Genomic DNA, 24,606 nt, shown 5'->3' on the forward strand with positions numbered 1-24,606 from the left:
ACAGTTGTTCTGGCTGTAACGCTGCCACACCCTCCTTCATTCCGAGACACACCGTCCGATCCGCGAGACGATTTCGTCCCAGTAACCGGGCAGTGCCGCGAAGGGGTCGACGGTTCCGCCCCAGTCGGTGCGGTCGGTGAAGTAGACGGTGGCCGCGCCCTGCCAGCGGGCGATCCGCAGCGCCTCCTCCAGATGGCCGCGCGGCACTCCGTACACGAAGTGGCAGAAGCGCTCCGGCGGATGGGCCGCGGTCCACTCCGCGACCTGGGACCAGCGGTAGTCGGACCAGCCGCCGGAGAAGGTCACCAGCTGGTCGGCCGCTTCCGCGTAGCCGGGGTACGGGTGCGTCCCGTGGCCGAGCACCAGGTGGCCGTCGTCACACAGGGCCCGCAGGGTCGCGGTCACCCGGTGGACGTCGGCCAGCGCGGATCGCTCGGTGGGGCAGCGGTCCAGGTAGAAGCCGCCTGGCCGGTACCAGTCGAGGTAGCGGTGCGCGTCCCGTACCAGGTCGCCGAAGGGGCGGGCGCCGTACGCCAGGTCGAGCTGGCCCAGGACCCGCACCCCGGCGTTACGGAGCCGCCCGGCGGCCTCCAGGCAGTGCGGGTCGGGGCGGACACCAGGCCCGCCCGCCGACCCGCCCGCAGCCCCGGACGGCGAACCGCCCGCGACGTTCAGCACGACCCAGTGGGTGGTGTCGACCGCGGCCCTGGCCGTCGCGGCGGCCCACTCGACCGGCGCCACCAGGGGGTGCGCGTAGCCGGGTACGCCGAGTCCGACCGCCGACTCGGACTCGGCCGGGCGGCATGTGGCCGGGGAGATCAGATGCGGCATGCGGCCTCCATCCAGATGTCGGCGAGCGACTCTTCGAGGTTGATCCGGGGACGCCAGCCGAGCCGGTCGCGCGCGGTGCGCACATCCGCCTGCTGCCAGCTGCCGCAGCCGTCCGGGTAGGGGTAGACGGCCGGGCCGCCGTGCTCGGGCTCGGCGGCGCGCGGGTGTCCGAGCGGGCCGCGCCCCTGGGGCACGTCCAGCTCGTGCAGGGCGCCGCCGAAGCCCGCGACCCTGGCCAGTACGGCGGCCGCGTCCCGGAGCCGTACGGCGCGCCCGGAGCCGATGTTGACCACGCCCTGGGCGGCCGAGAGCGAGGCGGCGTGCACGGCGCGCGCGACGTCCCGTACGTCCACGAAGTCGCGCTGCACGCCGAGCCCGCCCAGCTTGAGTTCGCCGTCGCCCGACTGCATGGCGCGGCGCATGGCCTCCGCGAGCCGCCCGAGCGGGGAGCCCGCGGGGGTGCCGGGGCCCGCGGGCGAGAACACCCTGAGCACCACGGCGTCCAGGCCCGACCCGAGCACCAGCTCGGTCGCGGCGAGCTTGCTGACGCCGTACGGGCCGCCGGGGCGCGGCACCGCGTCCTCGGCGGTCGACGAGCCCGGCTGGCTCGGCCCGTACTCGGCGGCGCAGCCGATCTGCACCAGGCGCGCGCCGCAGCCGCTGCGGCGCAGCGCCTCGCACACGGTGGCGACGGCCACGGTGTTGTGCCGGGTCAGGTCGCGGGCGCCGCCGCGGGTCGCGCCCGCGCAGTTGACGACGACGCCGGGGTGTACGGCGTCCAGGAAGCGGGTCAGCGCGCCGGGGCTGCCGCCCGCGAGGTCGAAACGTACGTCCGCGTCGTCGCCGCGCCCGAGCGCGGTGAGCTGCACGGCCGGGTCGGCCAGCAGCCGGTCGGCCACGAAGCGGCCCAGGTATCCGTTGGCTCCGAGCAGCAGCACCCTCATCGGACGGCCCCCTGGGCGGTGTCTCGGCGGTGGTCGGGGGGAAGGGCGGTCATCGCGTGCTTTCTCCTTCGGGGTGGTGCCGTGGGGTCTCGCGGGGCGCCCGCGGTGTCGGCCCCGCGGGAGGTGTGGGAGGTGGGGAACTGGGGGGTTCGGGAGAGCGGGGGCGGCTCACGAGGTCGCCCCCGAGTGCGCGTGGGCCGACGCCCGAGTGAGGGTGCGGGCCGCGTGGACCAGGAGCGCGAGCGCCGCGGCCCCGCAGGCCGTCGCGGGGACCACACCGGTGCCCCAGGTCTGTACGGCGGTGTCGACCGGTGTGGCGAGGAACGCGAGCGCGGGCAGCTGCCCGGCGGCGGCCGCGGCCAGGGTCAGGGCCTCGGCGGCGCAGACGCCGCCGAGCGCGGCGGCCGGTGCGCCCGGAAACCCGTGCGCGGTCAGCAGTCGGGCGAGCAGCAGCAGCGCGCCGAGCGTCAACGCGGCGAGCGGGACGCCGCCGTGGCCCTGCCCCTGGCCGAGCAGGCGGCCGGTGAGCTGGAGCAGGGTCGCGAGCGCGGCGAGGAAGAGCAGGAACACGCCGATCAGCACGGGTCGTACGGCCGTGGCGAAGTCCGCCAGGCCTCGGCTCACGGCGAGCCTGCGCTCGGCGCGGACGCCGAAGAGCCGGGCGCACCAGGCCGCGGGCGCCACCGCGAGGGCGAGCCCGAGCACGGCCGTGTGCCGCATCGGCCAGGGGTCCGCCAGGTCTCCGGTGAGCGCGGCGCGCAGCAGCCCGTCGCCGAGCAGCGCGTACCCGAGCAGCCAGCAGACCCACCACCGGGTCGCGGGCAGCGTACGCCCGCGGGCGCGCAGCGGTCCGTGCCGCAGGACCAGCCGGAGCGCGCCCGCGACGGCGAGCGCGCCGACGAGGATCACGGCGACGCGCGCGTGGCCCGAGGTGAGCCGCTCCAGAGTGACGGCGGCCGCGCAGACGGCCCCCGGCAGCAGCGCCAGGGCCGCCCATGCGGCGGGGGCGCGCGGTGTTCCGGCGGTCCTGGGCCCGTACGCGGGTCGCGCGTCGGTCAGGGGTACGTCGGTCAGGGGCGGGGTGTCGCGCGGTACGCGCGCGTACATCTCCTCGGCGAGCGAGAAGACGTCCCGGTGCCGGAACCGCGCGGCGGTCCTGTCGGTCACACCGTGCGCCTCAAGACCGGCCGCGATCTCCAGGGGGTCGACGGCGCGTGCGCACAGCTCGCGGTGCCGGTGCATCAGGACTTTCACGGGGTCCACTCCCGCCCGCCCGCGGAAGTTGCCCCCACGCGCCCCGGCCTCCCGCGCCACTCCCTGCGAGACGCCGCGCCCGTCGCCCCGCGCCGTGCCCTGCCCAGGGTCGTGCGGCGAGGGATCTCGCCCGGTTTCCTGCGGCGCGGCCTGCGACGCGTCTCGCCCGGTGTCCTGCGGCACGCCCCGCGAGGAGGCCCGCAGCGGCTCCCGCGGTATCCCCTGTGGGGTGCGTCGGTCAGTGCCTTGCCGAGTGCCCCGCTGGGCGTCTCGCGAGGTGCGCGGCGGCACGGGCTCGCGGGGCGGCTCGTCGGGGTGGGCGCCCCAGGCTTCTGGGCTGACGGGCGTCGACGGCGCGTCCGAAGCGGCCCTGCCGACGGAAGACCTGCCGCTCATGACTCCCCCTTCTCCGCGCCAGCGCCGACCCCCGCGGCGACGGCCACACCACCTGCCCCACCACAGCCAGCCACACCAACCGGCTCGCCCCGGTCCACCACACCGGCCAGCTCGCCCCGGTCCGCCACACCCACCGGCGTGTCCCGGTCCGCCGCGCCCGCCAGCTCGGCCTGGGCCGTCGCCCAGCTTGGGCCGGGAGGGGTTGGAGGCTGTGGTGTGCGCCGTGGGCGGAGGTGTCGGGCGGTGCCCCTGGCCGCGGCCCAGCGGCCCGGCACATGGGACTCGGCCGGGTGCGCGAAGGGCAGCGGCTCTCCCGCCGCGTCCACCGCGTCGCGCCGCACCGGGCAGTTCGCGACGATCTCCAGGTAAATGCCGCGATACGCCTCGACGTTCTGTTCGACCGTGAAGAGTTCGACGGCACGCGCGCGTGCCGCCGCACCGAGCCGCGCCCGCCGCTCCGGGTCGCGCAGCAGTGCCACACACGCGTCGGCGAGCGCCCGCGGATTGCGCGGCGGCACCACGAGCCCCGTGCCGCCGATGACCTCGACCACCGCGCCGACATCCGTCGACACCGTGGCGCGCCCGCAGAACATCGCCTCGACCAGGCTGATCGGAAAGCCCTCGACCACGCTGGACAGCACCACCACACCGCCCGACGCGTACGCGTCGGCGAGGTCCGGGACCTCGGGGCCGCCGACCTCGTCGAACGACACCGGGTTGGCGCCCACCGCGTGCGCGCCGTCCGCCTCGTCCGGGAAGAGCTGCGCGGCCAGCCCCTTGCAGTGCGCGAGATACGCCGCCGCGTCGCCGCCGTCGGCCGGCGCGCCGACGATCCGCAGCCGCGCCCCCGGCTCCGCCCTGCGCACCTCGGCGAACGCGTGCAGCAGCGAGATCAGGTCCTTCGCCGGCTCGACCCGACCGACCCAGACGAGCGTGTCGGGGTCGTGCGCGTCCCCGCTCTCGCCGACGTCGGCGAAGCGGGCCGCCGCCATGCCCGGATAGACCGTACGCAGCTTGCCGCGGTCCGCGCCGCAGCGTTCCTGCCAGCGCCGGACATGGGTGTTGCCGGGCGTCACGATCGCGGCCTCGCGGTACACCTCGGCGGCCAGCCGCCCGTGGAAGGCGGCCAGCAGCGCACGGGCCGGGGGGCTTAACTCGCCCGCCGCGCCCAGGTACTGGGCGCGCAGCTGGACCCCGTACTCGGTGACGAGCAGCGGCACCCCCGCGAAGTGCCCGGCGAGCAGCCCCGGCAGCGCCGCCGTGCCGCCGGACGCCGCGTGGCACAGGTCGACGCCGCCGAGGCCGCCGTCGGCGTCCTCGTACCAGTCGAGCGAGAGCGGCCGCAGCGCACGCTCCAGGAGCCCGGCGACGGCGAGCAGGTCCGGCACCCGCGCCTGGCGCGCGGCGCGCGGCGCGCCGGGTGCGCGACAGGCGCGCTCCAGGGCGCGTACGGCGGTCTCGGAGCGGAGCGCCCCGGCCAGTCCGCCCGCGTCGCGGGCGAGGTCGGCAAGCCCGTACAGCGCGCTGGCGAAACGGTCCGCCTGGCCCTCGACGGCGCAGATCTCGGCCGCGAGTTCCCCGAAGTGCTCGCGGAACCTGCGCCGCTCGCGGCGGCCGTAAGCGGCGCCGTCGTCCTCGGCCGTCCACAGCGGAGCCGTACGCACCTGGTGAACCTGGGGCGGGAGTTCGACCCAGCCCTGTTCTTCCTGGTGCGCGCTCCGGCTCAGTGCGAAGACGTCGAACGCGTGCTGTTCGAGCCCGCGCACGAGCCGGTCGCACCAGAGTCTGGCCTCACCCGTGACATACGGGTAGCCACCCTCCGTAAGCAGTCCGATGCGCACTCGTACACCCCCGATCTCCCGTATGGGGGGCCACCGTTGGTCCGGTCGCCCGCAGCGGGAAGAACGTAAGCGGTACGGGCGGTGGCGCGACGGACGGTTGTCCGTCGCACCACCAAAAGGGGTGAACGCTCGTAACTTTCCCGCGCAGGTCGCGTTCTGTCGCGCTAGACAGGCGATTCGTCACGGAACGTCAGGCACGGGCCTCCCTTTGGAGGTGCGGCGGACAGGTGCGGCGGACGGACGGGCGGACGGGTGGTTCAGCGCCCCGGATAGGCCCAGGGGTTGGCCTTACAGGTGATGCCGTCACGCGACAGGAACTTCGTCTGCTGCTGCATGACGGGGGCCAGCGCGCCGTCCCGTGAACAGTTCACATGGCCGAAGCCGAGCCGGTGGCCCACCTCGTGGTTGATCAGCATCTGGCGATAGGCGTGGATCGCGTCGCCGTACGTCTGAGACCCCTGCGCCCACCGGTAGGCGTTGATCATGATGCGTTCGGTGGCGGCGGAGTCGCAGGACACGTTCTGCTGGGTCGTGTCGAGCCCGGACTTGGCGCACCAGACGCCGGTCGTGCCCGGACTGGCCAGCGTGATGACGAAGTCCGGCTTCCCGCTGGATATCCGCTCGAAGGTGCGGCCGCCGCCGTGCGCCCAGCTGCGGTCGTCGTTCAGGGTCTTCTGCACAGCCGTGGCGAAGAGTTCCCCGTCGAGCCCGATGCCCTTCTCGACGTCGACGCGGTAGCGGAACTTCCGGCCCTTGCCCGGCGCCTTGTCGAGCCCGCCGATCGCCTCGAACTCGCCGCTTCCCTTCAGCTTGGGGTCGATGGGGTTCTTCTCGCCCATCTTCTCCTCGTACGTGGCCGGGGACGGCTTCGCCGGGGAGGCATCGGGGGACGAGGCGGCCGTGGAGCCGTCGGGGTCCGGCTGGCCGTCGGACCCCGCGGCGGAGTCGTCGGCGTCCGACGTCTGTGTCCGCGTCTGCGCCTGTGTCCGGGTGTCGCCGGACGGTCCGTCGGCGGACGGTTCGTCGGCCGCCTGTCCGGCGACCACGACGGCGAGCACGACGGTCACAGCGGCGGCCGCGAGGCCGGTGAACACCCGGCCCTTGCCGCCGCGGGGTGCGGCGAGGCCGTCGGCGGACGGCGCGCGGCTCGGGCCGCCGTGCGGGCCGTCGGGCCCGTCGGGCCCCGCGGCGGTCACGCCCGCGCGGCCGCGGCCTCGGCCGTCTTGGTCGGGTACGCCGTAGTCCCAGGCGGTGACGGCCGCGTACGGGTCGGGGTCAGCGGTGGCGGGGTCGTCGTCGAACGCCGCGAGGTACTCCCGCCGCGGGCCGGGTATTCGCGCGTGCGCCGCGCCGGGCGGCCCGGCCAGGGGTGCGCCGACGGCGCCCCAGCCGCCACCGGCCTCCCGCTGCTCCGGATGCCCACCGCGCACCCCCGCGGCCCCCCGCGTCTGCGGAACCCCGCGCGCAGCGGCCCCCGAGTCAACAAAACGGGGCACGCCACCCGCGGGCGTACCCGGATCCCGGAAACCTGGGGTGCCGTGCGCGGGCGTGCCCAGGTCCGGGAAACCCGACGTGCCGTACGCGGGCGCGCCTGGGCCCCGGAGGCCCGACGTGCCGTGCGCGGGCGTGCCCGAATCATGGAAACCCTGTGTGCCATGAGCAGGCGTACCCGAATCATGGAAACCCGGCACCCCATGGGCGGGGGTGCCCGGATCGCGGAGGTCCGGTGCGCCGTGGGCGGACGTACCTGGGTCCGGGAATCCCGGCACGCCGTGCGCGGGGGTGCCCGGATCGCGGAGGTCCGGTGTGCCGTGGACCGGAGTCGTCTGGTGGGGCGGCGTGGGGCCGGTCTGGTCCGGTATTCGTGGGACGCCGTGCGCCGGAGTTCCCGGTGGGGCGGACGGCCCGCGAGTCCCGCCCGGCGCGGGTACGGACGGAGCCCCCGGCCCTGACGCGCTCTCCGGGGGGCGCGAGCCGCGCCTGCGGCGGCCCTTGCCCGGACCCCGATTGGCCGGATTGGCCGGATCGGCCGGATCGGCCGGATTGGCCGGATTGGCCGGATTGGCCGGGTCGGCCTGGCCGCCCGGACCCTCCGCGCGGCGCGCGCCGCGTGCCGCGCCGTCCACCGGTACTACCGGCATCCCCCCGGTGTCACCCGTGCTCGTCGCCCCGCGCCTGTGACGTCCCACCCGCCGCTCAGCCTCCCGCGCCCGCGCCGAAGCCCGGTTCGCCGGCGTCGGAAAGGAGTTCGCGGATCGCCGTGGCCACCGTTTCCGGGTACTCCATCATCGCCACATGCCCCGCGTCCGGCAGCGTCAGCAGGCGCGAGCCCCGGAAGGCACGCGCCGCCCTCTGCGCCATCCGGAAGGAGACCAGCCGGTCCCGCCCGCCGTACACCAGCAGCGTCGGCGCCAGCACCCGCTCGGCCTGCCGCCACAGCCCGTGCTGTCCCCCCAGCGTGTACGCGTCCACGACGCCCCGCGCCGAACGCGTCATCGCGTCCCAGAAGTACGGCAGCCGCATCCGCCGCTCCATCTCGTGCACCGCGTTCGCGAAGCCCTCCGCGGTGACCCGCCGCGGATCCCCGTAGCAGAGCCCCAGCACCCCGCGGGTGCGCTGCTGGGCGGTCATGTCCTTGGTGAGCCGCGCGAAGAGCGCCGCGGCCCCCGGCGCCGCGAGCAGCGCCGTCGGCACCGCCGTGCGCTGCACCCGGAGCTCCGGCAGCGCGGGCGAGACCAGCGACAGCGTCCGTACGAGATCCGGCCGCGCCGCGGCGACCCGCGTGGCGACCGCGCCGCCCAGCGAGTTGCCGACCAGGTGCACGGGACCGCGGCCCGACGCGTCGAGATAGCGGACGACGGCGCGCGCGTGCCCGGCGACCGAGTAGTCGCCGTCGTCCGGCGGCGGCGAGTCGCCGAAGCCCGGCAGGTCGAGCGCCTCGCCGTCCACCGCGTCCTCAAGAAGCGGCATCAGCGCCGACCAGTTCTGGGACGACCCGCCGAGCCCGTGCACATACAGCGCGGGCGGCAGTCCGGAGCGGGCCGGTGGCCTGGATCGTACGGCCAGGGTCAGTCCGGGCAGGGTGACCGAACGCAGCCGCTCCCCCTCCGCGACCCGGACCGGAAGCGGCTCTCGGGTGGCCGTGGCGGTCAGGGCTCCCGGCTGCTCGGTCGAAGACATGCGGGCAATGTTACGAGACGATCACGCGATAGCTCACGTGTTCGCGGTCACAGATCGCGTAGCGCCCCGCACCGGTGTCTCCTAGGCTCGGAGGAGAGGGCCCACGCCCCGGCCCCCTTTCCTTCCACGCCAAGAGAAGAGAGCGGGAGCCATGACCGTCGACCCTACCGATCCGGATACCTTCGAGGAAGAGGACGACGCGGACACCGTAGCCGCGGAGACCCCGGAGGCGGACGCCGCCGAGCAGCACACCGAGCTGCGGCAGCACCAGGACGAACCGCTCCCCCACTACGACCCGAGCACCGCCAACCCCGCCGACGCCGCGGAGCAGGCCAGGGTGGTCGAGCTGGACGAGGACGACTACCGCTGAGTACCACCGCGGACCCCGTCCGAGCATGTGAGACGCGCCCGCACACGGCGGCCGCGTGAAATATTCTGCGTCCGCACCGCACACGCCACGGTTACCGAAAAGTACGATGGCGAAGCGGCGCTCACCGCACATCCGAAGTTCACCACAGTGGGAGGCGGCGTGACAGCCATCGAGCAGACAGAGGCAGCGCGCCCGCGGGGCACGCGCCTGCCGCGCCGGGCCCGCCGCAACCAGCTCCTGGGCGCGGCCCAGGAGGTCTTCGTCGCCCAGGGGTACCACGCGGCCGCGATGGACGACATCGCCGAGCGCGCGGGCGTCAGCAAGCCGGTGCTCTACCAGCACTTTCCGGGCAAGCTGGAGCTCTATCTGGCCCTGCTCGACCAGCACTGCGAGTCGCTGCTCCAGGCGGTGCGTACGGCGCTGGAGTCGACGACGGACAACAAGCTCCGCGTCGCCGCCACCATGGACGCCTACTTCGCCTACGTCGAGGACGAGGGCGGCGCCTTCCGGCTGATCTTCGAGTCGGACCTGACCAACGAGCCCGCGGTCCGCGAACGGGTCGAGAAGGTCACCCTGGAGTGCGCCGAGGCGATCGCCGAGGTGATCTCCGAAGACACCGGGCTCCCGAGGGACGAGGCGATGCTGCTGGCGGTCGGGCTCGGCGGGGTCTCGCAGGTGGTGGCCAGGTACTGGCTGCACAGCGAGAGCACGGTGGGCCGCGACAAGGCGGTGCAGTTGCTGTCCTCGCTCGCCTGGCGCGGCATCGCGGGCTTCCCGCTGCACGGCGCGGAACACAACGCCGAGCAGCGCTGAGCAGCGCTGAGCGCCCTCGGCACGGCCTCGGCACGCGCCGTGGCCGGCCCGCGGCCGGGTATTCCGCGGGGGTGTTCGCTGCCAGCGTGCGGTGCCGCGGGCTGGCGGGTCCCCTCACCGGGCTAATGTGTCGCATGTACGGCGCGGACGGCCGCGCACAGACTGACCGTCGGAGGGACATAGCCGTGGAGGTCAAGATCGGCGTGCAGCACGCGCCCCGCGAGATCGTTATCGAGAGCGGACAGGCTCCCGAGGAAGTCGAGAAGGCGGTGTCCGAGGCGCTCACCGGCAAGTCCGAGCTGCTCTCCCTCGTGGACGACCACGGCCGCAAGGTCCTGGTATCGGCCGACCGGCTCGCGTATGTCGAGCTCGGCGAGCCGACCGCGCGCAAGGTGGGGTTCAGCGCACTCTGAGTCGGGCCGCGGCCCGGTGAAGGGTCCGGCAGGCAGCGATGGGAGCGGCCCGGTGGTTCAACCACCGGGCCGCTCCCACGCGTTGTGTGCGGATGGTTGCGTTCCGCCCACTCCGGGTAAGACGGGCTAGGACGATCCGACGACGCACGCTCGGCCGCACACGGGAGGGCTCATGATCCTGGAAGCGCTCGGCTCCGTACTGCTCGGCCTGGCCCTGGCCTGGCTCGCGGCCCGCAGGCTGCCGAACCGGCTGCCCGCGCGCTCCCTGGTCCTGGCCACCGGCGCCACCGGTGCGCTGCTCGGCGCCTTCATCACCCACTCGGCCGTGACCACATCGCCGGTGGCCACGCTCATCGGGGCCCTCGCCCTGTCGGTGACACTGATCTCGCTGCTGCTGCGCCCGTCCGGAAACCTCCACCGCTCACGATCAGCCACGGCCTGACGGCCAGGGCGCTACGCCGCCAGGCCCAGCGCTGACATGCGCTTGGTGTGCGCCTCGGTGATACGGGAGAACATCCGGCCGACCTCCGCCAGGTCGAACCCGTCCGCGACCCCGCCGACCAGCATCGTCGACAGCGCGTCCCGCTCGGCGACCACCCGCTGCGCCTGCGACAGCGCCTCGCCCATCAGCCGCCGCGCCCACAGCGCGAGCCGCCCGCCGACCCGCGGGTCCGCCTCGATGGCCGCCCGTACCTTCTCCACGGCGAAACTCGCGTGCCCCGTGTCGTCCAGCACCCCGAGCACCAGGGCTCGGGTGTCGGAGTCCAGGCGGGCCGCGACCTCACGGTAGAAGTCACTCGCGATCGAGTCGCCGACGTACGCCTTGACCAGGCCCTCCAGCCAGTCGGACGGCGCGGTCAGCCGGTGGAAGTCGTCCAGCGCGGCGGCGAACGGCTCCATCGCCGCGGTCGGCTCCGCGTCGATCTTCGCGAGCCGGTCCCGCAACTGCTCGAAATGGTGGAACTCGGCCGACGCCATCGCCGCCAGCTCCGCCTTGTCGGCGAGCGTCGGCGCCAGCTTGGCGTCTTCGGCGAGCCGCTCGAAGGCCGCCAGCTCGCCGTACGCGAGCGCCCCGAGCAGATCCACCACCGCCGCGCGGTACTGCGGTTCAGAGGACGCCGTCGCCCAGTCCTGGGCGGCGATCCCGGTGTGTGCGGCGGCTGCGTCCGTAGCGTTGTCAGGCGTTCCCATAGCCGCACAATAGCCCGCGGTCCACGGCCTGGAAGTACCTGGTCAGTGACTGTGACGACGACAACGTGACCAATTCGGCCGACATGCCTGCGCCGATCCAGGGTACAGTGATAAAGCGCCCGCCGGAGGAGTGTGCCGTGCACATCGGTGGGCCATCCCGTATGAGGATGCCCGGTCGGTGGCCCGATCGGCTCCGACCCGACAGCCCTCCGGGCGGCGCGCGTTCCCCGCGTGCCCCACAGGAGGGACCCTCAGCGGCACGAGCGCTCGAGCGACGGCAGTGGTCCCGCGCCATCCGGCCTCGCGAGATGCGGCCGGACGCGTGTTCTCCGCACCTGGCGGCACGGTCACGACCCCCTGCGTTCGCCTCGCGCCGCGTCTCACAGAAGAGGCAGCACCCTGACTACGTTCCGAGAGCTCGGGATTCTCCCCGAGACAGCCGAAGCCCTGGAAGCCGTCGGCATCACGTCCCCCTTTCCCATCCAGGAGATGACCCTCCCCGTCGCCCTCTCCGGCACGGACGTCATCGGCCAGGCCAAGACCGGCACCGGCAAGACGCTCGGCTTCGGTCTGCCGCTCCTTGAGCGCGTCACCGTCCCCGCCGACGTCGAGGCCGGGCGCGCCGAGCCCGAGCAGCTCACCGACGCCCCGCAGGCGCTCGTCGTCGTCCCCACCCGTGAGCTCTGCCAGCAGGTCACCAACGACCTGCTCACCGCGGGCAAGGTGCGCAATGTGCGCGTCCTGGCCATATACGGCGGCCGCGCGTACGAGCCGCAGGTCGAGGCGCTCAAGAAGGGCGTCGACGTGGTCGTCGGCACCCCCGGACGCCTGCTCGACCTGGCCGGTCAGCGCAAGCTGGATCTCAGCCAGATCCGCGGGCTCGTCCTCGACGAGGCCGACGAGATGCTCGACCTGGGCTTCCTGCCCGACGTCGAGAAGATCATCACCATGCTTCCGGCGAAGCGCCAGACCATGCTGTTCTCGGCGACCATGCCGGGCGCCGTGATCGGTCTCGCGCGGCGCTACATGTCGCAGCCCACGCACATCCGCGCCACCTCGCCCGACGGCGAGGGCCAGACCGTCGCGAACACCAAGCAGTTCGTGTACCGCGCGCACAACATGGACAAGCCGGAGATGGTCTCCCGCATCCTCCAGGCCGACGGCCGCGGGCTCGCGATGATCTTCTGCCGTACGAAGCGTACGGCGGCCGACATCGCCGAGCAGCTGGAACGCCGTGGCTTCGCGTCCGGCGCGGTGCACGGCGACCTCGGCCAGGGGGCGCGCGAGCAGGCGCTGCGCGCGTTCCGCAACGGCAAGGTGGATGTGCTGGTCTGCACGGACGTCGCCGCGCGCGGCATCGACGTCGAGGGCGTCACGCACGTCATCAACTACCAGTCCCCCGAGGACGAGAAGACCTATCTGCACCGCATCGGCCGCACCGGCCGCGCGGGCGCGTCGGGCACCGCGGTCACGCTGGTCGACTGGGACGACATCCCGCGCTGGCAGCTGATCAACAAGGCCCTTGAGCTGGGCTTCAACGACCCGGCCGAGACATACTCCACCTCCCCGCACCTGTACGAGGAGCTGGGCATCCCGGAGGGCACCAAGGGCGTCCTGCCGCGTTCCGAGCGCACTCGCGCCGGGCTGCGCGCGGAGGAGGTCGAGGACCTCGGTGAGACCGGCGGCCGTGGGCGCGGTGCCCGCCGGGAGGCGGTGGAGGAGCGCCCGCGGCGTACGCGTACGCCGCGGCAGCGCCGCCGTACGCGGAGCGGCGCTCCGCTCGCGGACGCGCCCGCGTCGGCCACGCCGTCCGCCACGGACGGCGCGGAGTCCGCGAAGGGCTCCGCGGAGGGCTCCGACGCCCCGGCCGTGCCGCGCACCCCGCGCCGCCGTCGCCGTACCCGTGTCGGCGCGTCCGCCGCGGTGGCGACGCTCCCGGAGCAGGCGACCGAGCAGGCCGAGGCCGCGGTGACGACGGCCGAGCCGACCACCGAGCCCGAGGCGAAGCCCGCCCGGCGTCGTACGCGCAAGAAGGCCGAGGCCCCGGCAGCGGACACCGCGGTCGACACGGCCGAGGGCACGGCCACGGCGACGGCCCCGGCGACGGACGAGCCCGAGGCGAAGCCCGCCCGCCGTCGCACCCGCAAGGCCGCCACCGCCGCCGTCGACACAGCCGAAGGCACCGCCCCGGCGACCGACGACGCCGACGCCAAGCCCACCCGACGCCGCACGCGCAAGAAGGCCGAGGCCCCGGCAGCCGAGCCGGACGCGTCCGAGCCGCAGCCGCAGCCGCGCCGCCGCACCCGCAAGGCCGCCGAGACCGCGGCCGACACGGCCGAGGGCACGGCCACAGCGACGGCCCCGGCGACGGACGAGCCCGAGGCGAAGCCCGCCCGCCGCCGCACCCGCAAGGCCGCCACCGCCGCCGTCGACACAGCCGAAAGCACCGCCCCGGCGACCGACGACGCCGACGCCAAGCCCACCCGACGCCGTGCCCGTAAGAAGGTCGAGGCCCCGGCAGCGGACGTGGCCGAGGCCGAGGCCGCGGACAAGCCCGTGCGGCGTCGCACGCGCAAGAAGGCTGACGCGCCCGAGGCCTGATCTCGTGTGACATGGCGACGGCCCGGCTCCGCACCAGGAGCCGGGCCGTCGCCGTCGCGCGAGGAAGCGCCTCCCGTTCGGCCTCTTTCGGACAGGGGCGGGATAGGGGGACGACATCTTCACCGCCTAACCTCAAGCCATGAGCCGGCCACCGACCTTCACCCCGCCCCCCTGCACCCGCGCCCGCCAACTCCCCACCGAGCGCGGCACGTTCGCCGTGCTCGACGCGCACCCCGAGCCGACCACGAGCCCCCGCGCCACCGTCCTGCTGCTGCCCGGATACACCGGAAGCAAGGAGGACTTCATCGCGCTGCTGGAGCCGATGAGCGCGGCCGGATACCGGTGCGTCGCCGTCGACGGCCGCGGGCAGTACGAGTCCGACGGCCCACGGGACGACGAATCGGCCTATGCACAGGAGGAGTTGGCGCGCGATGTGCTCGCCCAGGCCGCGGCCCTGGACGGCGACGGCCCCCTCCATCTCCTGGGACACTCGCTCGGCGGTCAGATCGCCCGCGCCGCCGTGCTGCTCGACGCCGCGCCGTTCGCCTCGCTGACCCTGGTCTCCTCGGGGCCCGCCCGGATCTCGCCGACCCAGCAGGAGCGGGTCAACGCCCTGCTCGACGCGCTCACGACGATGGACCTCGCCCAGCTGTGGGAGGCGATGCGGGCGATGGACCCCCCGGAGGAGACCGACACCGACGGGGACGCGACGGACCTACGCGCGCGCTGGCTGCGCAACAGCCCGGCACAGCTCACCGCCACCGGGCGGCAGCTGTGCGCCGAACCGGACCGGGTCGACGCCCTGGCCGCCGTCCCGCTGCCCAAGCACGTGCTGTCCGGCGAACACGACGACACCTGGCCGGTCCCGCTGCTGGACGAGATGGCGGTACGGCTCGGCGCGCGCCGCACGGTCATCGCGGGCGCCGACCACTCCCCCAACACCGACCGCCCCGAGATCACGGCCGAGGCCCTGCTCCGGTTCTGGGACGGCCTCTGATCCTGGGATCACCTCTGACGCGCGACGCCCGGCAGGGCCGTCAGTACTGCGCGCGCAAGTGTTCCCAGAAGCCGTCCCGCAGCGCACGGCGCAGATCCGCCTGGCCGCGCAGTGAGTACTGCAGCAGCCGCTCAGCCTCGACCAGCAGCTCCTGGTCCACGGCGCCGGGCAGATAGGGGTATCCGGGCAGCAGGTCGACCAGCGACTCGCGGCCACGGGCGGCGAGCCAGCCAGCGGCGACCTGGGCGCCGACGAACCGCACCTCGTCGCGGGCGGGGCGGCTGGCCGCCTGGTCGTAGGCGGCAACCGTGGCGACGGCGGTGCGCCGGGTGACGTACGGCTTGAAGAAGTCCAGGTCGAAGGTGCGCTGACTGTCGACCTCCCAGAGCAGCGGCTCGGCCTGGTTGCGCCCGTCCGTGGCCTCGATGCCCCACAGGTGCACCCGTGCGCCGTACCCCTGCGCCGCCTCGACCGCGGAGACCAGGTCCTCGTCGCCGCCGATCAGCGCGGCGTCGCTGATGGCGCGATGCCGGGCGAGCGACTCCAGGTCACTGCGGATCAGCGAGTCGACGCCCTTCTGCTGGTTGCTGGCGTTGAGGTTGCCCAGGCGGACCTTGACGTCCGGCAGCTCGGCGATCGACTGCTGCTCGGCGGTGTGGATACGGCGCCGGGCGCCGTCGTACCAGTAGACGCGCAGCAGCCTGCTGTCCGCGAAGATCGTGCGGGCCTTGTCGATCAGTGCGTCGATCAGCCCCTCGGCGTCCAGGTCGAAGGCCCTGCGGTCCTCGGTCCCTGCGGCGAGGCGGCCCGCGGCGGCGTACAGATACCCGGCGTCCACGAAGATCGCATGGGTCGACGGCGTCTTGGCCACCTCGGCGAGCATGCGGTTGAGCAGCTCGTTGGTGCGCTCGATGCGGGCGCTGATCTCCGCGAGTCCGGCGTCGGCGGGGAGGTCGTCGTTCATATGCCGCCCATTGTCCGGGGGGCGACACGGCGAGCACAAGCGATCTCGCTACCGGTGAGTAGTTAGCTTCGGAAAAGATTTCCTTAGCGTAGGGAATGTTTGTACGGTGCAACTCGTTATCTCTGACGAACCCACCGAGGACTCAGACGAAGGGAGACGCACTGTGCGCTTCGAGATCATGCGCCTGGACGACGTCAACGGCGCCGCCGTGGACAGCGTCGTCGTGGACGCCGCCTCCGTCGACCGGATGGTGCGGCAGGCCGCCGCGATCGGCCAGCGGATCTACATCCGCCCGGCCGGAAACGCCGCTTAGTGACACGCCGCCGCCACAGCGCCTGACGCCGTAGCGGCGCGTCAACGCACCGAGTGCCCCCGTACGCGACAGACGCGTACGGGGGCACTCCGCGTATCCGGGGGGCACTCCGCGCGGGGACGGTCAGCTGCCCTGGATCACCTGGGTGACCCCGTTGATGATCTGCTGTACGGCGATCGCGGAGAGCATCATTCCCGCGAGCCGCGTCACCAGCACCACGCCGCCGTCCTTGATGACCCGGATGATCAGCAGCGAGTACCGCATGACCAGCCAGAGCACGATATGCATCGCGACGATCGCCGCCCAGACCGAGACCTGACCCTTGGCCCCGTCCGCGTTCTGCACCGCGAGGATCACCGAGACGATCGCGCCGGGCCCGGCGAGCAGCGGCATCCCCAGCGGGACGAGGGCGACATTGACGTCCTTGGTCTGCTTCGGCTCGTCGGTCTTGCCGGTGAGCAGGTCGAGCGCGATCAGAAGCAGCAGCAGACCGCCCGCGATCATCAGCGCGGGCACCGAGACATGCAGGTAGTCCAGGATCTGGTGGCCGACCAGACCGAAGACGGTGATCACGCCGAACGCCACGGAGACCGCTTGCAGGGCCATCCTCCGCTGCGCCTTGGCCGGGCGGCCGGAGGTCAGCGCGAGGAAGATCGGGGTGACCCCAGGGGGGTCCATGATCACAAAAAGCGTGAGAAACAGGGATCCGAAAACGGCAGCGTCGAACACAGTGAGGCCTTGCGAGAGAAACGAGAAGAGGAAAGGAGGAGGGGAGGAAACGCAGGAGAAGGGCAGAGCGGGGCGATGCCGACGGCTCGCCGGTCGGCACCAGGTCCGACCGGGCCCAGGTCCGACCGGGCCCAGGCCCTGTCGGGCCTAGGTCCGACCGGGCCTAGGCTCCCTGTCCCCCGGCGCCGGGGACCGGGAACGCTCCGGCCGCGCGACGGGTGATCTCGCCGTAGATCTCGGGGTCGGTGGTGAACTCCCCGAGCACGCACGTCTTGCGGCTGCCGTGGTAGTCACTGGACCCGGTGGCCAGCAGCCCCAGCTCGTCGGCGAGGGAGCGCAGCCTCGCCCTGGTCGGCTGGTCGTGGTCCATGTGGTCGACCTCGATCCCGTCGAGGCCCGCGGCGGCCAGCTCGGCTATCGCCGACTCGGGGATCACCTCGCCGCGCTTGACGGCGAGCGGGTGCGCGAAGACGGTGACCCCGCCCGCGGCCTTGACCAGGCGGATCGCGTCGAAGGGGTCGAGCTCGTGCTTCTCGACGTAGGCCCGGCCGCCGTCGGCGAGCCAGTCGGGCGTGAAGGCGTCGGACACCGAGCGTACGGTGCCGAGCTCGACCAGCGCCTCGGCGATGTGCGGCCGTCCGACCGAGCCGTCCCCGGCGATCCGCGCGACCTGCTCCCAGGTCACCGGCACGCCGAGCTCCTGGAGCTTGCCGATCATCGCCTGGGCGCGCGGTACCCGGTCGTCCCGTACCAGCTCACGCTCGCGGAGCAGCTCGGGCTCGTCGGCGTCGAAGAGGTACGCCAGCATGTGCAGCCCCACGCCGCCGAGGCGGCAGGACAGCTCGGCGCCGGTGACCAGGGTGAGGCCGGGGGGCAGAGCGGCGACGGCCCCGGCGTGGCCGCGGGTGGTGTCGTGGTCGGTCAGCGCGACCACGTCGAGACCGGCGGCGGCGGCGTTGCGCACCAGCTCGGCCGGGGTGTCCGTACCGTCGGACGCCGTGGAGTGGGTGTGCAGATCGACGCGCACGCGGCTACTCCAGACTCTGACGGGACGTACGGCGGGACGTACGGGGAACGCTCAAGGATAACGTCCGCGCGGAGCCCTCAGCGCCGCCCGAGCCCCACACGGGCCCTGCACGGGCCGGACGGGGGCGGCACGAGAGGAGACGGACGAGCGCGCGAGGGCGGTCCGTCAGGTGCGGGCGGGTCCGCCAGGTGCGGGCGGGTCCGTCAGGTGTGCAGCAGGCGTGGGGACAGGGCGCCGCAGGGGACCAGTTCCACCTCCGCGCCCGCGTCCCGCAGGTCCGTCAGAACCAGCTCGTCGTACATCAGCAGGCCCGACTGCTCGGGCCAGACCACCGCCCACAGCCAGAGCCCGCACGCCTCACCGGCGAAGACCGCCCGGTCGTCGGGCGCGCCCGACACATGCCACAGCGGAGTCGGCCGCCCGGCGGCCAGCACCTTCGCCTGGGGTGGCTTCTCGACGCTCAGATACGGGCCGGGGTCGGGGCCCTCGATGCCCGCGTACCGCGCGCCCAGGCCTACGCCGATCTCCTCGGCGACCAGTACCAACTCGCCGATCCCGCCGAGCGGCCCCGGCCCCGAGCAGGCGACGGCGGTGGCGCGCCCGCCGCTTCGGTCGTCGCCCGCGCAGGCGACTCCGGTGAACAGCCAGCCGACGGGCAGCGGCCACGGCATCCACACGGGGACCTGGGTACGGTGCACGACGACGCCGAGCGCCTCGACGCTGGGCGGGACCACGGGCTGTAGGGGATGCACGATCCCGTGCACGTCACACTGCCAGGCGTCGGCGAAGAGGCCGGGAGCCCTGACCCGGCCACCGCACTTCGGGCAACTGGGTTCGCCCCTCATACCGCCCAACAGTCCTCCCCGGCCGTCGCCGCGTCAAGGACGATCACCCGTCCGGGGGCCCGTCGTTTCCGGGCCGCCGCGACCGGCCGACCCGGCGTCTTCCACGCCTCTTCCACGGTCGCCTGACCGGCCCGCCCGGTCAAGACCGCGACCACCGTCCGGGTGCCGTCGGGCACCGGACGCCCGAGCGCGCCCGGAGTCAGGCCCCGGCCCTGGGTCGTCAGTCGAGTGACACCGAGCCGCGTGCCGGGTCGCGCAGGTCCGTCGCGTGGGCCAGCCAGCGCTCCTGTAGCGCCGCCGCTCCGTGCACCCGCTTCCACGCCGCCTCGTTGGACGTCATCGGCAGCAGCGGCAGGAAGGCCACCGGGTCCATCGGCTCCGGCAGCTCCAGGTCCTCGACCAGGCCGCCGGGCTCCGCGACCAGTACGGAGCTGAACCGCGCGCCCGGCCACAGCGGCTCCCCCACGTCAAGCGAGGCGCCGGGCGCCAGCACCAGGCCCTCGACCTGCGGCGAAGCGGCGAGCACGGCCAGCGTCCGAAGCACCTTGTCGGTGTCGGCGACGCCGCCCCGCACCGACAGGATCAGCTCGGCGCGCGGGCCGCGCACCGGGTCGGCGAGCGCCGCCGCGGGGTCGGTCATCGGCTGCCCGGACATCCCCAGCGTGGCGTACCTGACCAGCGCGGCGCCGGAGTCGACGTCCCGGCCGGCGAAGCGCAGCACCTCGATACGGTCGGTCCCGAGGAACGTCACCGCGGCCCGCGCGTCGGGCTCACCGAGTGCGGTACGCAGCCGGGCTTCCACCAGCGCGAGAACATCAGCCATACGGCGAGCATAGAACGCGTACAGAACCCGCCAAGCGGTGCCTTGACGCGCCGGTCGGCTGATAGTGTTGGCGGCTGGTCAGGGCAGCGCGCTGAGGATCTCCCCTACAGGGGACCGGCCGGAGGAGGTGGGGCTGATGGATCGAAGTCGACCGTGCAGTACCACCCGTTCTTCCGCCAGGTGACCGCTTCTTTTCACCGGGGCTTTCCTTACCCGGCCCGCAGCTGGGTAAACACCTGAAGCAGCCAGGCGTCGCATGACGGAAGAGCGTCTCGTCTCCGCTTGATCTCCGTGCTTGACCTCTGTCAGCAGCGAAGCCGCCGCGACGTGGCCGTGAGCCGTACGTCCCCGCTCCGGGCCGCGCCACCCCGCGGGCAGCGCGCTGCGTGCGAAGGAAACCGCCATGTCGATGATCCGCGACCTGCGTGCCGCCGTCCGCCCGTCCCTGCGCAAGAGCCGCACCCCGTACAGCCCGTACGGCAGTCCGTATGACCCCGCCCGCGACCTCGGCGGCGGCACGGCCGTCGTCGACTGCGCCGTGTACCGCGACGGCCGCCGCCTGGAGAGCGAGTCCGCGCTCACGCCGCACGAGGCGATGCTGCGGGTGCGCCGCGACGGCGGCTTCGCCTGGATCGGGCTGCACGAGCCCACCGAGGCCGAGTTCGCCGGTATCGCCGCGGAGTTCGGGCTGCACCCGCTCGCCGTCGAGGACGCCGTACACGCCCACCAGCGGCCCAAGCTGGAGCGGTACGACGACACGCTCTTCACGGTCTTCAAGACCATCCACTACGTCGAGCACGACGAACTCACCGCCACCAGCGAGGTGGTGGAGTCCGGCGAGGTGATGTGCTTCACCGGACGGGACTTCTTCATCACCGTGCGACACGGCGGCCAGGGCTCGCTGCGGGCACTGCGGCACCGGCTCCAGGACGACGCCGAGCTGCTCGGCAAGGGGCCGTCCGCGGTGCTGCACGCCGTCGCCGACCATGTCGTGGACGGCTACCTCGCGGTCGCCGACGCGCTCCAGGACGACATCGACGAGGTCGAGATCGACGTCTTCTCCGCGCACCGCAAGGGCAGCTCGCGCAGCGCGGACGCGGGGCGGATCTACCAGCTCAAGCGGGAGATACTGGAGTTCAAGCGGGCGGTCACCCCGCTGCTGCGCCCGATGCAGCTGCTGAGCGAGCGGCCGATGCGGCTGATCGACCCCGAGATCCAGAACTACTTCCGCAACGTCGCCGACCACCTGGCGCGGGTGCAGGAGCAGGTGCTCGGCTTCGACGAGCTGCTCAACTCGATCCTCCAGGCGAACCTGGCGCAGGCGACGGTCGCCCAGAACGAGGACATGCGCAAGATCACGTCCTGGGCGGCGATCATCGCGGTGCCCACGGCGATCTGCGGGGTGTACGGGATGAACTTCGACCACATGCCCGAGCTGCACTGGAAGTACGGCTACCCGATGGTGCTCGCCGGGATCATCGGCACCTGCCTGGTCATCCACCGCACCCTCAAGCGCAACGGCTGGCTCTGAGCCGGGGGCGTCTCCCGAGACGCCCTGCCGTCGGACTCCCGCCTGAGCGTCGTACTCCCGCCTGCCGTGCGGCCCGGCCGGTGGCTAAGCTGCGCGCATGACTGCCGTACCGGACGCCGAGCCGACTCCCGCGCCGACTCCCGCGCCGCTCCTGGACCGGGCGCTGGCCGAGGAGGCGACCAAGAAGTCCGGCCTGATCTGGGTGCGGGGCGCCGGGCGGGAGCGTGCGCTGTGGCACGTGTGGCACGGCGGCGCGGCGCATGTGGTGGGCGACGGGCCCGGCGAGCAGCCGCTGCCGGGCATCGCCGACGGGGCGACCGTGGCGGTCACCGTGCGCAGCAAGGACAAGGGCGGCCGGATCGTCGCCTGGACCGCGCGGGCGGTCGAGTTGGCGCCCCGGTCGGACGCCTGGGACGCGGCCGTCGCCGAGCTCCAGGGCAAGCGGCTGAACGCGGTGGACGCCGACCAGCTCACCGAGCGCTGGGCCCGCGACTGCCGGGTGCTGCGCCTGGAGCCGGAGGCCGTATCGACGGACCTGCCGTCCGGGTCGCTGGCGGAGCCCCCGGCGGCCACCCCCGCGACCACTCGCCAGCCGGCGCCGGAGGCGCTCCCCCGGCTCCTGGCGAAGCGCGCCAAGCGCCGCAGGACCTAAGGCGTGTCAGGACGTCGGCAGCTGTTGGCCGTAGTCGACCGTCTCGTCCTTGCTCGGCTCCTTCAGGGCGAAGTCCTCGCCCCAGTCCGTGAGGCGCAGTGAGCCCGCGCCTCCGGCCCGCTCCAAGAGCAGCGGATACGGCGTGCCTTCCAGGGACACGGCGAGCGTTCCGCCCGCCCCGGCGTCTCCGCTGATCCTGATGGCGCGCTGGCCGTCGACCTCGGAGCGCTCGCCCGTCGCCAGCTTGCCGTGCAGCGTGAGCAGGCCCTTGAGCAGGGTCTTCTTGTCCGTGAACCCGCTCAGCCGCTGATACGCGGGGTCGCCCTGCGGCACCTTCACATACTTGCCGTCGAGCTTGTCCGACGCGCCGCCCGCGCTCTTGCCCGTGTCGCCGTCCTTGCCGACGGCGGTCCAGAACGCGGCGTCGGCCTTCAGGTAGAGGTGCTCGCCCACCCGCAGCAGGCTGAACGTCCGGTCCTTGGACGTGACCTCACCGCTGCCGCCCTCGCTGGTCAGCGACATCTCCAGTTTGTAGGTCTGCCCCTTGGTGACCAGCGCACCCGACAGCCGGACCGAGTCCGCAGCGGCGGCCGCGCTGAGCGTCCTGCTCTGGATCTTCGTCGCGGAGAGCCTGCCGATGCCGTTGGTCCCCTCGTCCGGATCGGCTCTCGGTGGCGGCGGGGCGCTGCTGCTGCACCCCACGAGCCCCGTGAGCCCCGTGAGCCCGGCGACCAGCCCCACACACACCGCGCGCACAACGGCGCTGCGTCGGGAACGGCGCTGCGGGATAGCGATCACGTGCGGCACTGCCTCTCATGGGGGTGTCCGGGGCGGCAGTACGGCAGCGTACCCGTGCCGCCTACGCCACTCGGCAGAGAGCCGTCCAGACGCTCCACCGGGGCGCATCCGACCGGGACGGGCTAGCCTGAATCCCGGATTAGAGAACATAACGGCAGAAACAGGCCGGAAACCGGAAGCAGGGAGGAGCGCGGCATGGCGGCGGGCGCCCCTCGGGTCTTCGTGTCGCATCTCGCCGGTACCGCGGCCTTCGATCCGGGCGGCGACTATGTGGGCCGGGTGCGCGATCTGGTCGCCATGCTCCGGGTGGGGCGGCGTCCGCCCCGGCTGCTCGGGCTCGTCGTCGAGCTCTCCACCCGGCACCGGATCTTTCTGCCCATGACCCGCGTGACCGGCATCGAGTCCGGCCAGGTCATCACCACCGGCGTGCTGAACGTACGGCGCTTCGAGCAGCGCCCCACCGAACGGCTGGTGCTGGGCGAGCTCCTGGACCGCCGGGTACGGCTGCTCGACTCCGGCGAGGAGGTCACCGTCCTGGACGTCTCCGTACAGCAGCTGCCCGCGCGCCGGGACTGGGAGATCGACCGGGTCTTCGTCCGGAAGGGGAAGGGGGGTGCGCTGCGGCGGAAGGGGGAGACGGTGACCGTCGAGTGGTCGGCGGTCACCGGGTTCTCGCTGGAGGAGCAGGGGCAGGGCGCGGAGAGCCTGCTGGCCACCTTCGAGCAGCTGCGCCCGGCCGACCTCGCCAACGTGCTGCACCACCTCTCCCCCAAGCGCCGCGCCGAGGTGGCCGCCGCTCTGGACGACGAGCGGCTCGCCGACGTGCTCGAAGAGCTGCCCGAGGACGACCAGGTCGAGATCCTCGGCAAGCTCAAGGAGGAGCGCGCCGCCGACGTTCTGGAGGCGATGGACCCGGACGACGCGGCCGACCTGCTCTCCGAGCTGCCCGAGGAGGACACCGAGCGGCTGCTCACGCTGATGCGCCCCGAGGAGGCCACCGACGTACGGCGGCTGATGGCGTACGAGGAGCGCACGGCGGGCGGGCTGATGACCACCGAGCCGATCGTGCTGCCGCCGGACGCCACGGTCGCCGACGCGCTGGCGCGGGTGCGCAACCCCGACCTGTCCCCCGCGCTGGCCGCGCAGGTGTACGTGTGCCGACCGCCCGACCAGACGCCTACGGGCAAGTTCCTGGGCACCGTGCACTTCCAGCGGCTGCTGCGCGACCCGCCGTTCACGCTGGTCGGCTCGATGCTCGACAAGGATCTGCAGACCCTGGCGCCGGATACCCCGCTGACCTCGCTGACCAGCTTCTTCGCCGCGTACGACATGGTGGCGGCGCCGGTCGTGGACGAGAGCGGGTCGCTGCTCGGCGCGGTGACGGTCGACGACGTACTCGACCATCTGCTGCCCGACGACTGGCGTGAGACCGAGTTCGAGGAGTCGGCGCACGGAACTCAGGGGGCCCCGCATGAGCGGTGAGTACGGGTACGGCGACCGCGGCGAGCAGCGGGAGCGCGCCGCCGGGCCCGCGGGCGCGCGGCACCGCTCGCGGGTGCGGCTCGACCAGCCGCTGCCCCAGCGCCGGTTCCGGGTGCTGCCCGAGTGGGACCCGGACGCGTTCGGGCGGATGTCGGAGCAGATCGCGCGGTTCCTGGGCACCGGGACGTTCATCGTCTGGATGACGGCCGTCATCATCGTGTGGATCGCCTGGAACATCTGGGCGCCCCAGGCGCTGCGCTTCGACGAGTTCCCGTTCATCTTCCTGACTCTGGCGCTGTCGCTCCAGGCCTCGTACGCCGCCCCGCTGATCCTGCTCGCGCAGAACCGGCAGGACGACCGGGACCGGGTCAACCTGGAGCAGGACCGCAGGCAGAACGAGCGGTCCATCGCGGACACCGAGTATCTGACGCGGGAGATCGCCGCGCTGCGGGCGGGCCTCGGCGAGGTCGCGACCCGTGACTGGATCCGCTCCGAACTCCAGGACCTGGTCAGGGACCTGGACGAGCGGCGCACACGGTTCCCGTCCGAGGCGGCGGTGCGGCGTGACGAAGGCGACCGCTGACGGACCTTAAGCGCGGCCGGGACACCGC

General features: G+C 73.3%; 24 protein-coding genes. 11 read left to right on the plus strand and 13 right to left on the minus strand.

Annotation, left to right across the window (positions count from 1 at the left end):
* Positions 1-36 precede the first annotated feature (36 nt).
* The 6 genes from ACX6XY_RS08090 to ACX6XY_RS08115 form a co-directional block, all read right to left on the minus strand.
* Positions 37-831 (minus strand): spherulation-specific family 4 protein, encoded by a 795-nt coding sequence (locus tag ACX6XY_RS08090; RefSeq protein WP_460327876.1) that lies wholly within the window; start codon positions 829-831, stop codon positions 37-39.
* Positions 819-1,775 (minus strand): NAD-dependent epimerase/dehydratase family protein, encoded by a 957-nt coding sequence (locus ACX6XY_RS08095; protein ID WP_460327877.1) that lies wholly within the window; start codon positions 1,773-1,775, stop codon positions 819-821. The genes ACX6XY_RS08090 and ACX6XY_RS08095 overlap by 13 nt, the downstream gene beginning before the upstream one ends.
* Positions 1,776-1,943: 168 nt before the next feature.
* Positions 1,944-3,425, minus strand: coding sequence for a hypothetical protein (locus ACX6XY_RS08100; protein WP_460327878.1), 1,482 nt, complete (start codon positions 3,423-3,425; stop codon positions 1,944-1,946).
* A complete protein-coding gene (locus ACX6XY_RS08105; protein WP_460327879.1) occupies positions 3,422-5,266 on the minus strand; it encodes a DUF3492 domain-containing protein in 1,845 nt (614 codons plus the stop codon). Before ACX6XY_RS08105 ends, ACX6XY_RS08100 begins: the two co-directional genes overlap by 4 nt.
* Positions 5,267-5,523: 257 nt before the next feature.
* Complete coding sequence (locus ACX6XY_RS08110) at positions 5,524-6,822, minus strand: DUF3152 domain-containing protein (protein WP_460327944.1); 1,299 nt, start codon at positions 6,820-6,822, stop codon at positions 5,524-5,526.
* A 640-nt stretch (positions 6,823-7,462) separates the two neighbouring features.
* The gene (locus ACX6XY_RS08115) at positions 7,463-8,446 is read right to left on the minus strand and encodes an alpha/beta fold hydrolase (RefSeq protein ID WP_460327880.1); all 984 of its coding nucleotides are present in this window, start codon (positions 8,444-8,446) and stop codon (positions 7,463-7,465) included.
* 151 nt (positions 8,447-8,597) lie between these two features.
* On the opposite strand from ACX6XY_RS08115, the gene ACX6XY_RS08120 reads away from it, so the two are divergent.
* The 4 genes from ACX6XY_RS08120 to ACX6XY_RS08135 all read left to right on the plus strand — a co-directional run bounded on the left by ACX6XY_RS08120 (position 8,598) and on the right by ACX6XY_RS08135 (position 10,484).
* Entirely contained in the window at positions 8,598-8,816 is a 219-nt protein-coding gene (locus ACX6XY_RS08120) for a hypothetical protein (protein ID WP_460327881.1), read from the plus strand.
* Between the two features lie 159 nt (positions 8,817-8,975).
* The gene (locus tag ACX6XY_RS08125) at positions 8,976-9,629 is read left to right on the plus strand and encodes a TetR/AcrR family transcriptional regulator (RefSeq protein ID WP_460327882.1); all 654 of its coding nucleotides are present in this window, start codon (positions 8,976-8,978) and stop codon (positions 9,627-9,629) included.
* A 185-nt stretch (positions 9,630-9,814) separates the two neighbouring features.
* Positions 9,815-10,042 (plus strand): DUF3107 domain-containing protein, encoded by a 228-nt coding sequence (locus ACX6XY_RS08130; RefSeq protein WP_460327883.1) that lies wholly within the window; start codon positions 9,815-9,817, stop codon positions 10,040-10,042.
* A gap of 172 nt (positions 10,043-10,214) precedes the next feature.
* A complete protein-coding gene (locus ACX6XY_RS08135; protein WP_460327884.1) occupies positions 10,215-10,484 on the plus strand; it encodes a hypothetical protein in 270 nt (89 codons plus the stop codon).
* A gap of 11 nt (positions 10,485-10,495) precedes the next feature.
* Here ACX6XY_RS08135 and ACX6XY_RS08140 read toward each other — a convergent pair whose 3' ends face one another.
* Complete coding sequence (locus tag ACX6XY_RS08140; RefSeq protein WP_460327886.1) at positions 10,496-11,233, minus strand: ferritin-like fold-containing protein; 738 nt, start codon at positions 11,231-11,233, stop codon at positions 10,496-10,498.
* Between the two features lie 489 nt (positions 11,234-11,722).
* On the opposite strand from ACX6XY_RS08140, the gene ACX6XY_RS08145 reads away from it, so the two are divergent.
* Both ACX6XY_RS08145 and ACX6XY_RS08150 read left to right on the plus strand, forming a co-directional pair.
* Positions 11,723-13,834, plus strand: a complete 2,112-nt coding sequence (locus ACX6XY_RS08145) for a DEAD/DEAH box helicase (protein WP_460327887.1) — start codon at positions 11,723-11,725, stop codon at positions 13,832-13,834.
* Positions 13,835-13,973: 139 nt separating this feature from the next.
* Positions 13,974-14,831 (plus strand): alpha/beta fold hydrolase, encoded by an 858-nt coding sequence (locus ACX6XY_RS08150; RefSeq protein WP_460327888.1) that lies wholly within the window; start codon positions 13,974-13,976, stop codon positions 14,829-14,831.
* Between the two features lie 40 nt (positions 14,832-14,871).
* On the opposite strand, the gene ACX6XY_RS08155 is transcribed toward ACX6XY_RS08150, so the two are convergent.
* Entirely contained in the window at positions 14,872-15,795 is a 924-nt protein-coding gene (locus ACX6XY_RS08155) for an NYN domain-containing protein (protein ID WP_460327890.1), read from the minus strand.
* A 163-nt stretch (positions 15,796-15,958) separates the two neighbouring features.
* Here ACX6XY_RS08155 and ACX6XY_RS08160 point away from each other — a divergent pair, with 163 nt between their 5' ends.
* Entirely contained in the window at positions 15,959-16,108 is a 150-nt protein-coding gene (locus ACX6XY_RS08160) for a hypothetical protein (RefSeq protein ID WP_460327891.1), read from the plus strand.
* A gap of 123 nt (positions 16,109-16,231) precedes the next feature.
* On the opposite strand, the gene ACX6XY_RS08165 is transcribed toward ACX6XY_RS08160, so the two are convergent.
* The 4 genes from ACX6XY_RS08165 to ACX6XY_RS08180 all read right to left on the minus strand — a co-directional run bounded on the left by ACX6XY_RS08165 (position 16,232) and on the right by ACX6XY_RS08180 (position 19,532).
* Positions 16,232-16,837 carry a MarC family protein gene (locus tag ACX6XY_RS08165; RefSeq protein WP_460327892.1) on the minus strand — a complete coding sequence of 202 codons (606 nt, stop codon included), beginning with the start codon at positions 16,835-16,837 and terminating at the stop codon, positions 16,232-16,234.
* 163 nt (positions 16,838-17,000) lie between these two features.
* Complete coding sequence (locus ACX6XY_RS08170; protein ID WP_460327893.1) at positions 17,001-17,864, minus strand: PHP domain-containing protein; 864 nt, start codon at positions 17,862-17,864, stop codon at positions 17,001-17,003.
* Positions 17,865-18,067: 203 nt separating this feature from the next.
* Positions 18,068-18,709, minus strand: a complete 642-nt coding sequence (locus ACX6XY_RS08175; protein WP_460327894.1) for a DUF6758 family protein — start codon at positions 18,707-18,709, stop codon at positions 18,068-18,070.
* 220 nt (positions 18,710-18,929) lie between these two features.
* Complete coding sequence (locus ACX6XY_RS08180) at positions 18,930-19,532, minus strand: suppressor of fused domain protein (protein WP_460327895.1); 603 nt, start codon at positions 19,530-19,532, stop codon at positions 18,930-18,932.
* Positions 19,533-19,935: 403 nt separating this feature from the next.
* On the opposite strand from ACX6XY_RS08180, the gene ACX6XY_RS08185 reads away from it, so the two are divergent.
* Positions 19,936-21,063 (plus strand): magnesium and cobalt transport protein CorA, encoded by a 1,128-nt coding sequence (locus ACX6XY_RS08185; protein WP_460327896.1) that lies wholly within the window; start codon positions 19,936-19,938, stop codon positions 21,061-21,063.
* 97 nt (positions 21,064-21,160) lie between these two features.
* A complete protein-coding gene (locus ACX6XY_RS08190) occupies positions 21,161-21,715 on the plus strand; it encodes a hypothetical protein (RefSeq protein WP_460327897.1) in 555 nt (184 codons plus the stop codon).
* A gap of 6 nt (positions 21,716-21,721) precedes the next feature.
* Here the strand turns inward: ACX6XY_RS08190 and ACX6XY_RS08195 are convergent, their stop codons facing one another.
* Positions 21,722-22,513 carry a hypothetical protein gene (locus ACX6XY_RS08195; protein ID WP_460327898.1) on the minus strand — a complete coding sequence of 264 codons (792 nt, stop codon included), beginning with the start codon at positions 22,511-22,513 and terminating at the stop codon, positions 21,722-21,724.
* 195 nt (positions 22,514-22,708) lie between these two features.
* Here ACX6XY_RS08195 and ACX6XY_RS08200 point away from each other — a divergent pair, with 195 nt between their 5' ends.
* Positions 22,709-23,995 carry a magnesium transporter MgtE N-terminal domain-containing protein gene (locus tag ACX6XY_RS08200; RefSeq protein WP_460327899.1) on the plus strand — a complete coding sequence of 429 codons (1,287 nt, stop codon included), beginning with the start codon at positions 22,709-22,711 and terminating at the stop codon, positions 23,993-23,995.
* On the plus strand, positions 23,985-24,578 hold the full coding sequence (locus ACX6XY_RS08205; RefSeq protein WP_460327900.1) for a DUF1003 domain-containing protein: 594 nt from the start codon (positions 23,985-23,987) through the stop codon (positions 24,576-24,578). The genes ACX6XY_RS08200 and ACX6XY_RS08205 overlap by 11 nt, the downstream gene beginning before the upstream one ends.
* Positions 24,579-24,606 lie beyond the last annotated feature (28 nt).

This window comes from Streptomyces sp. O3 (assembly GCF_054788135.1).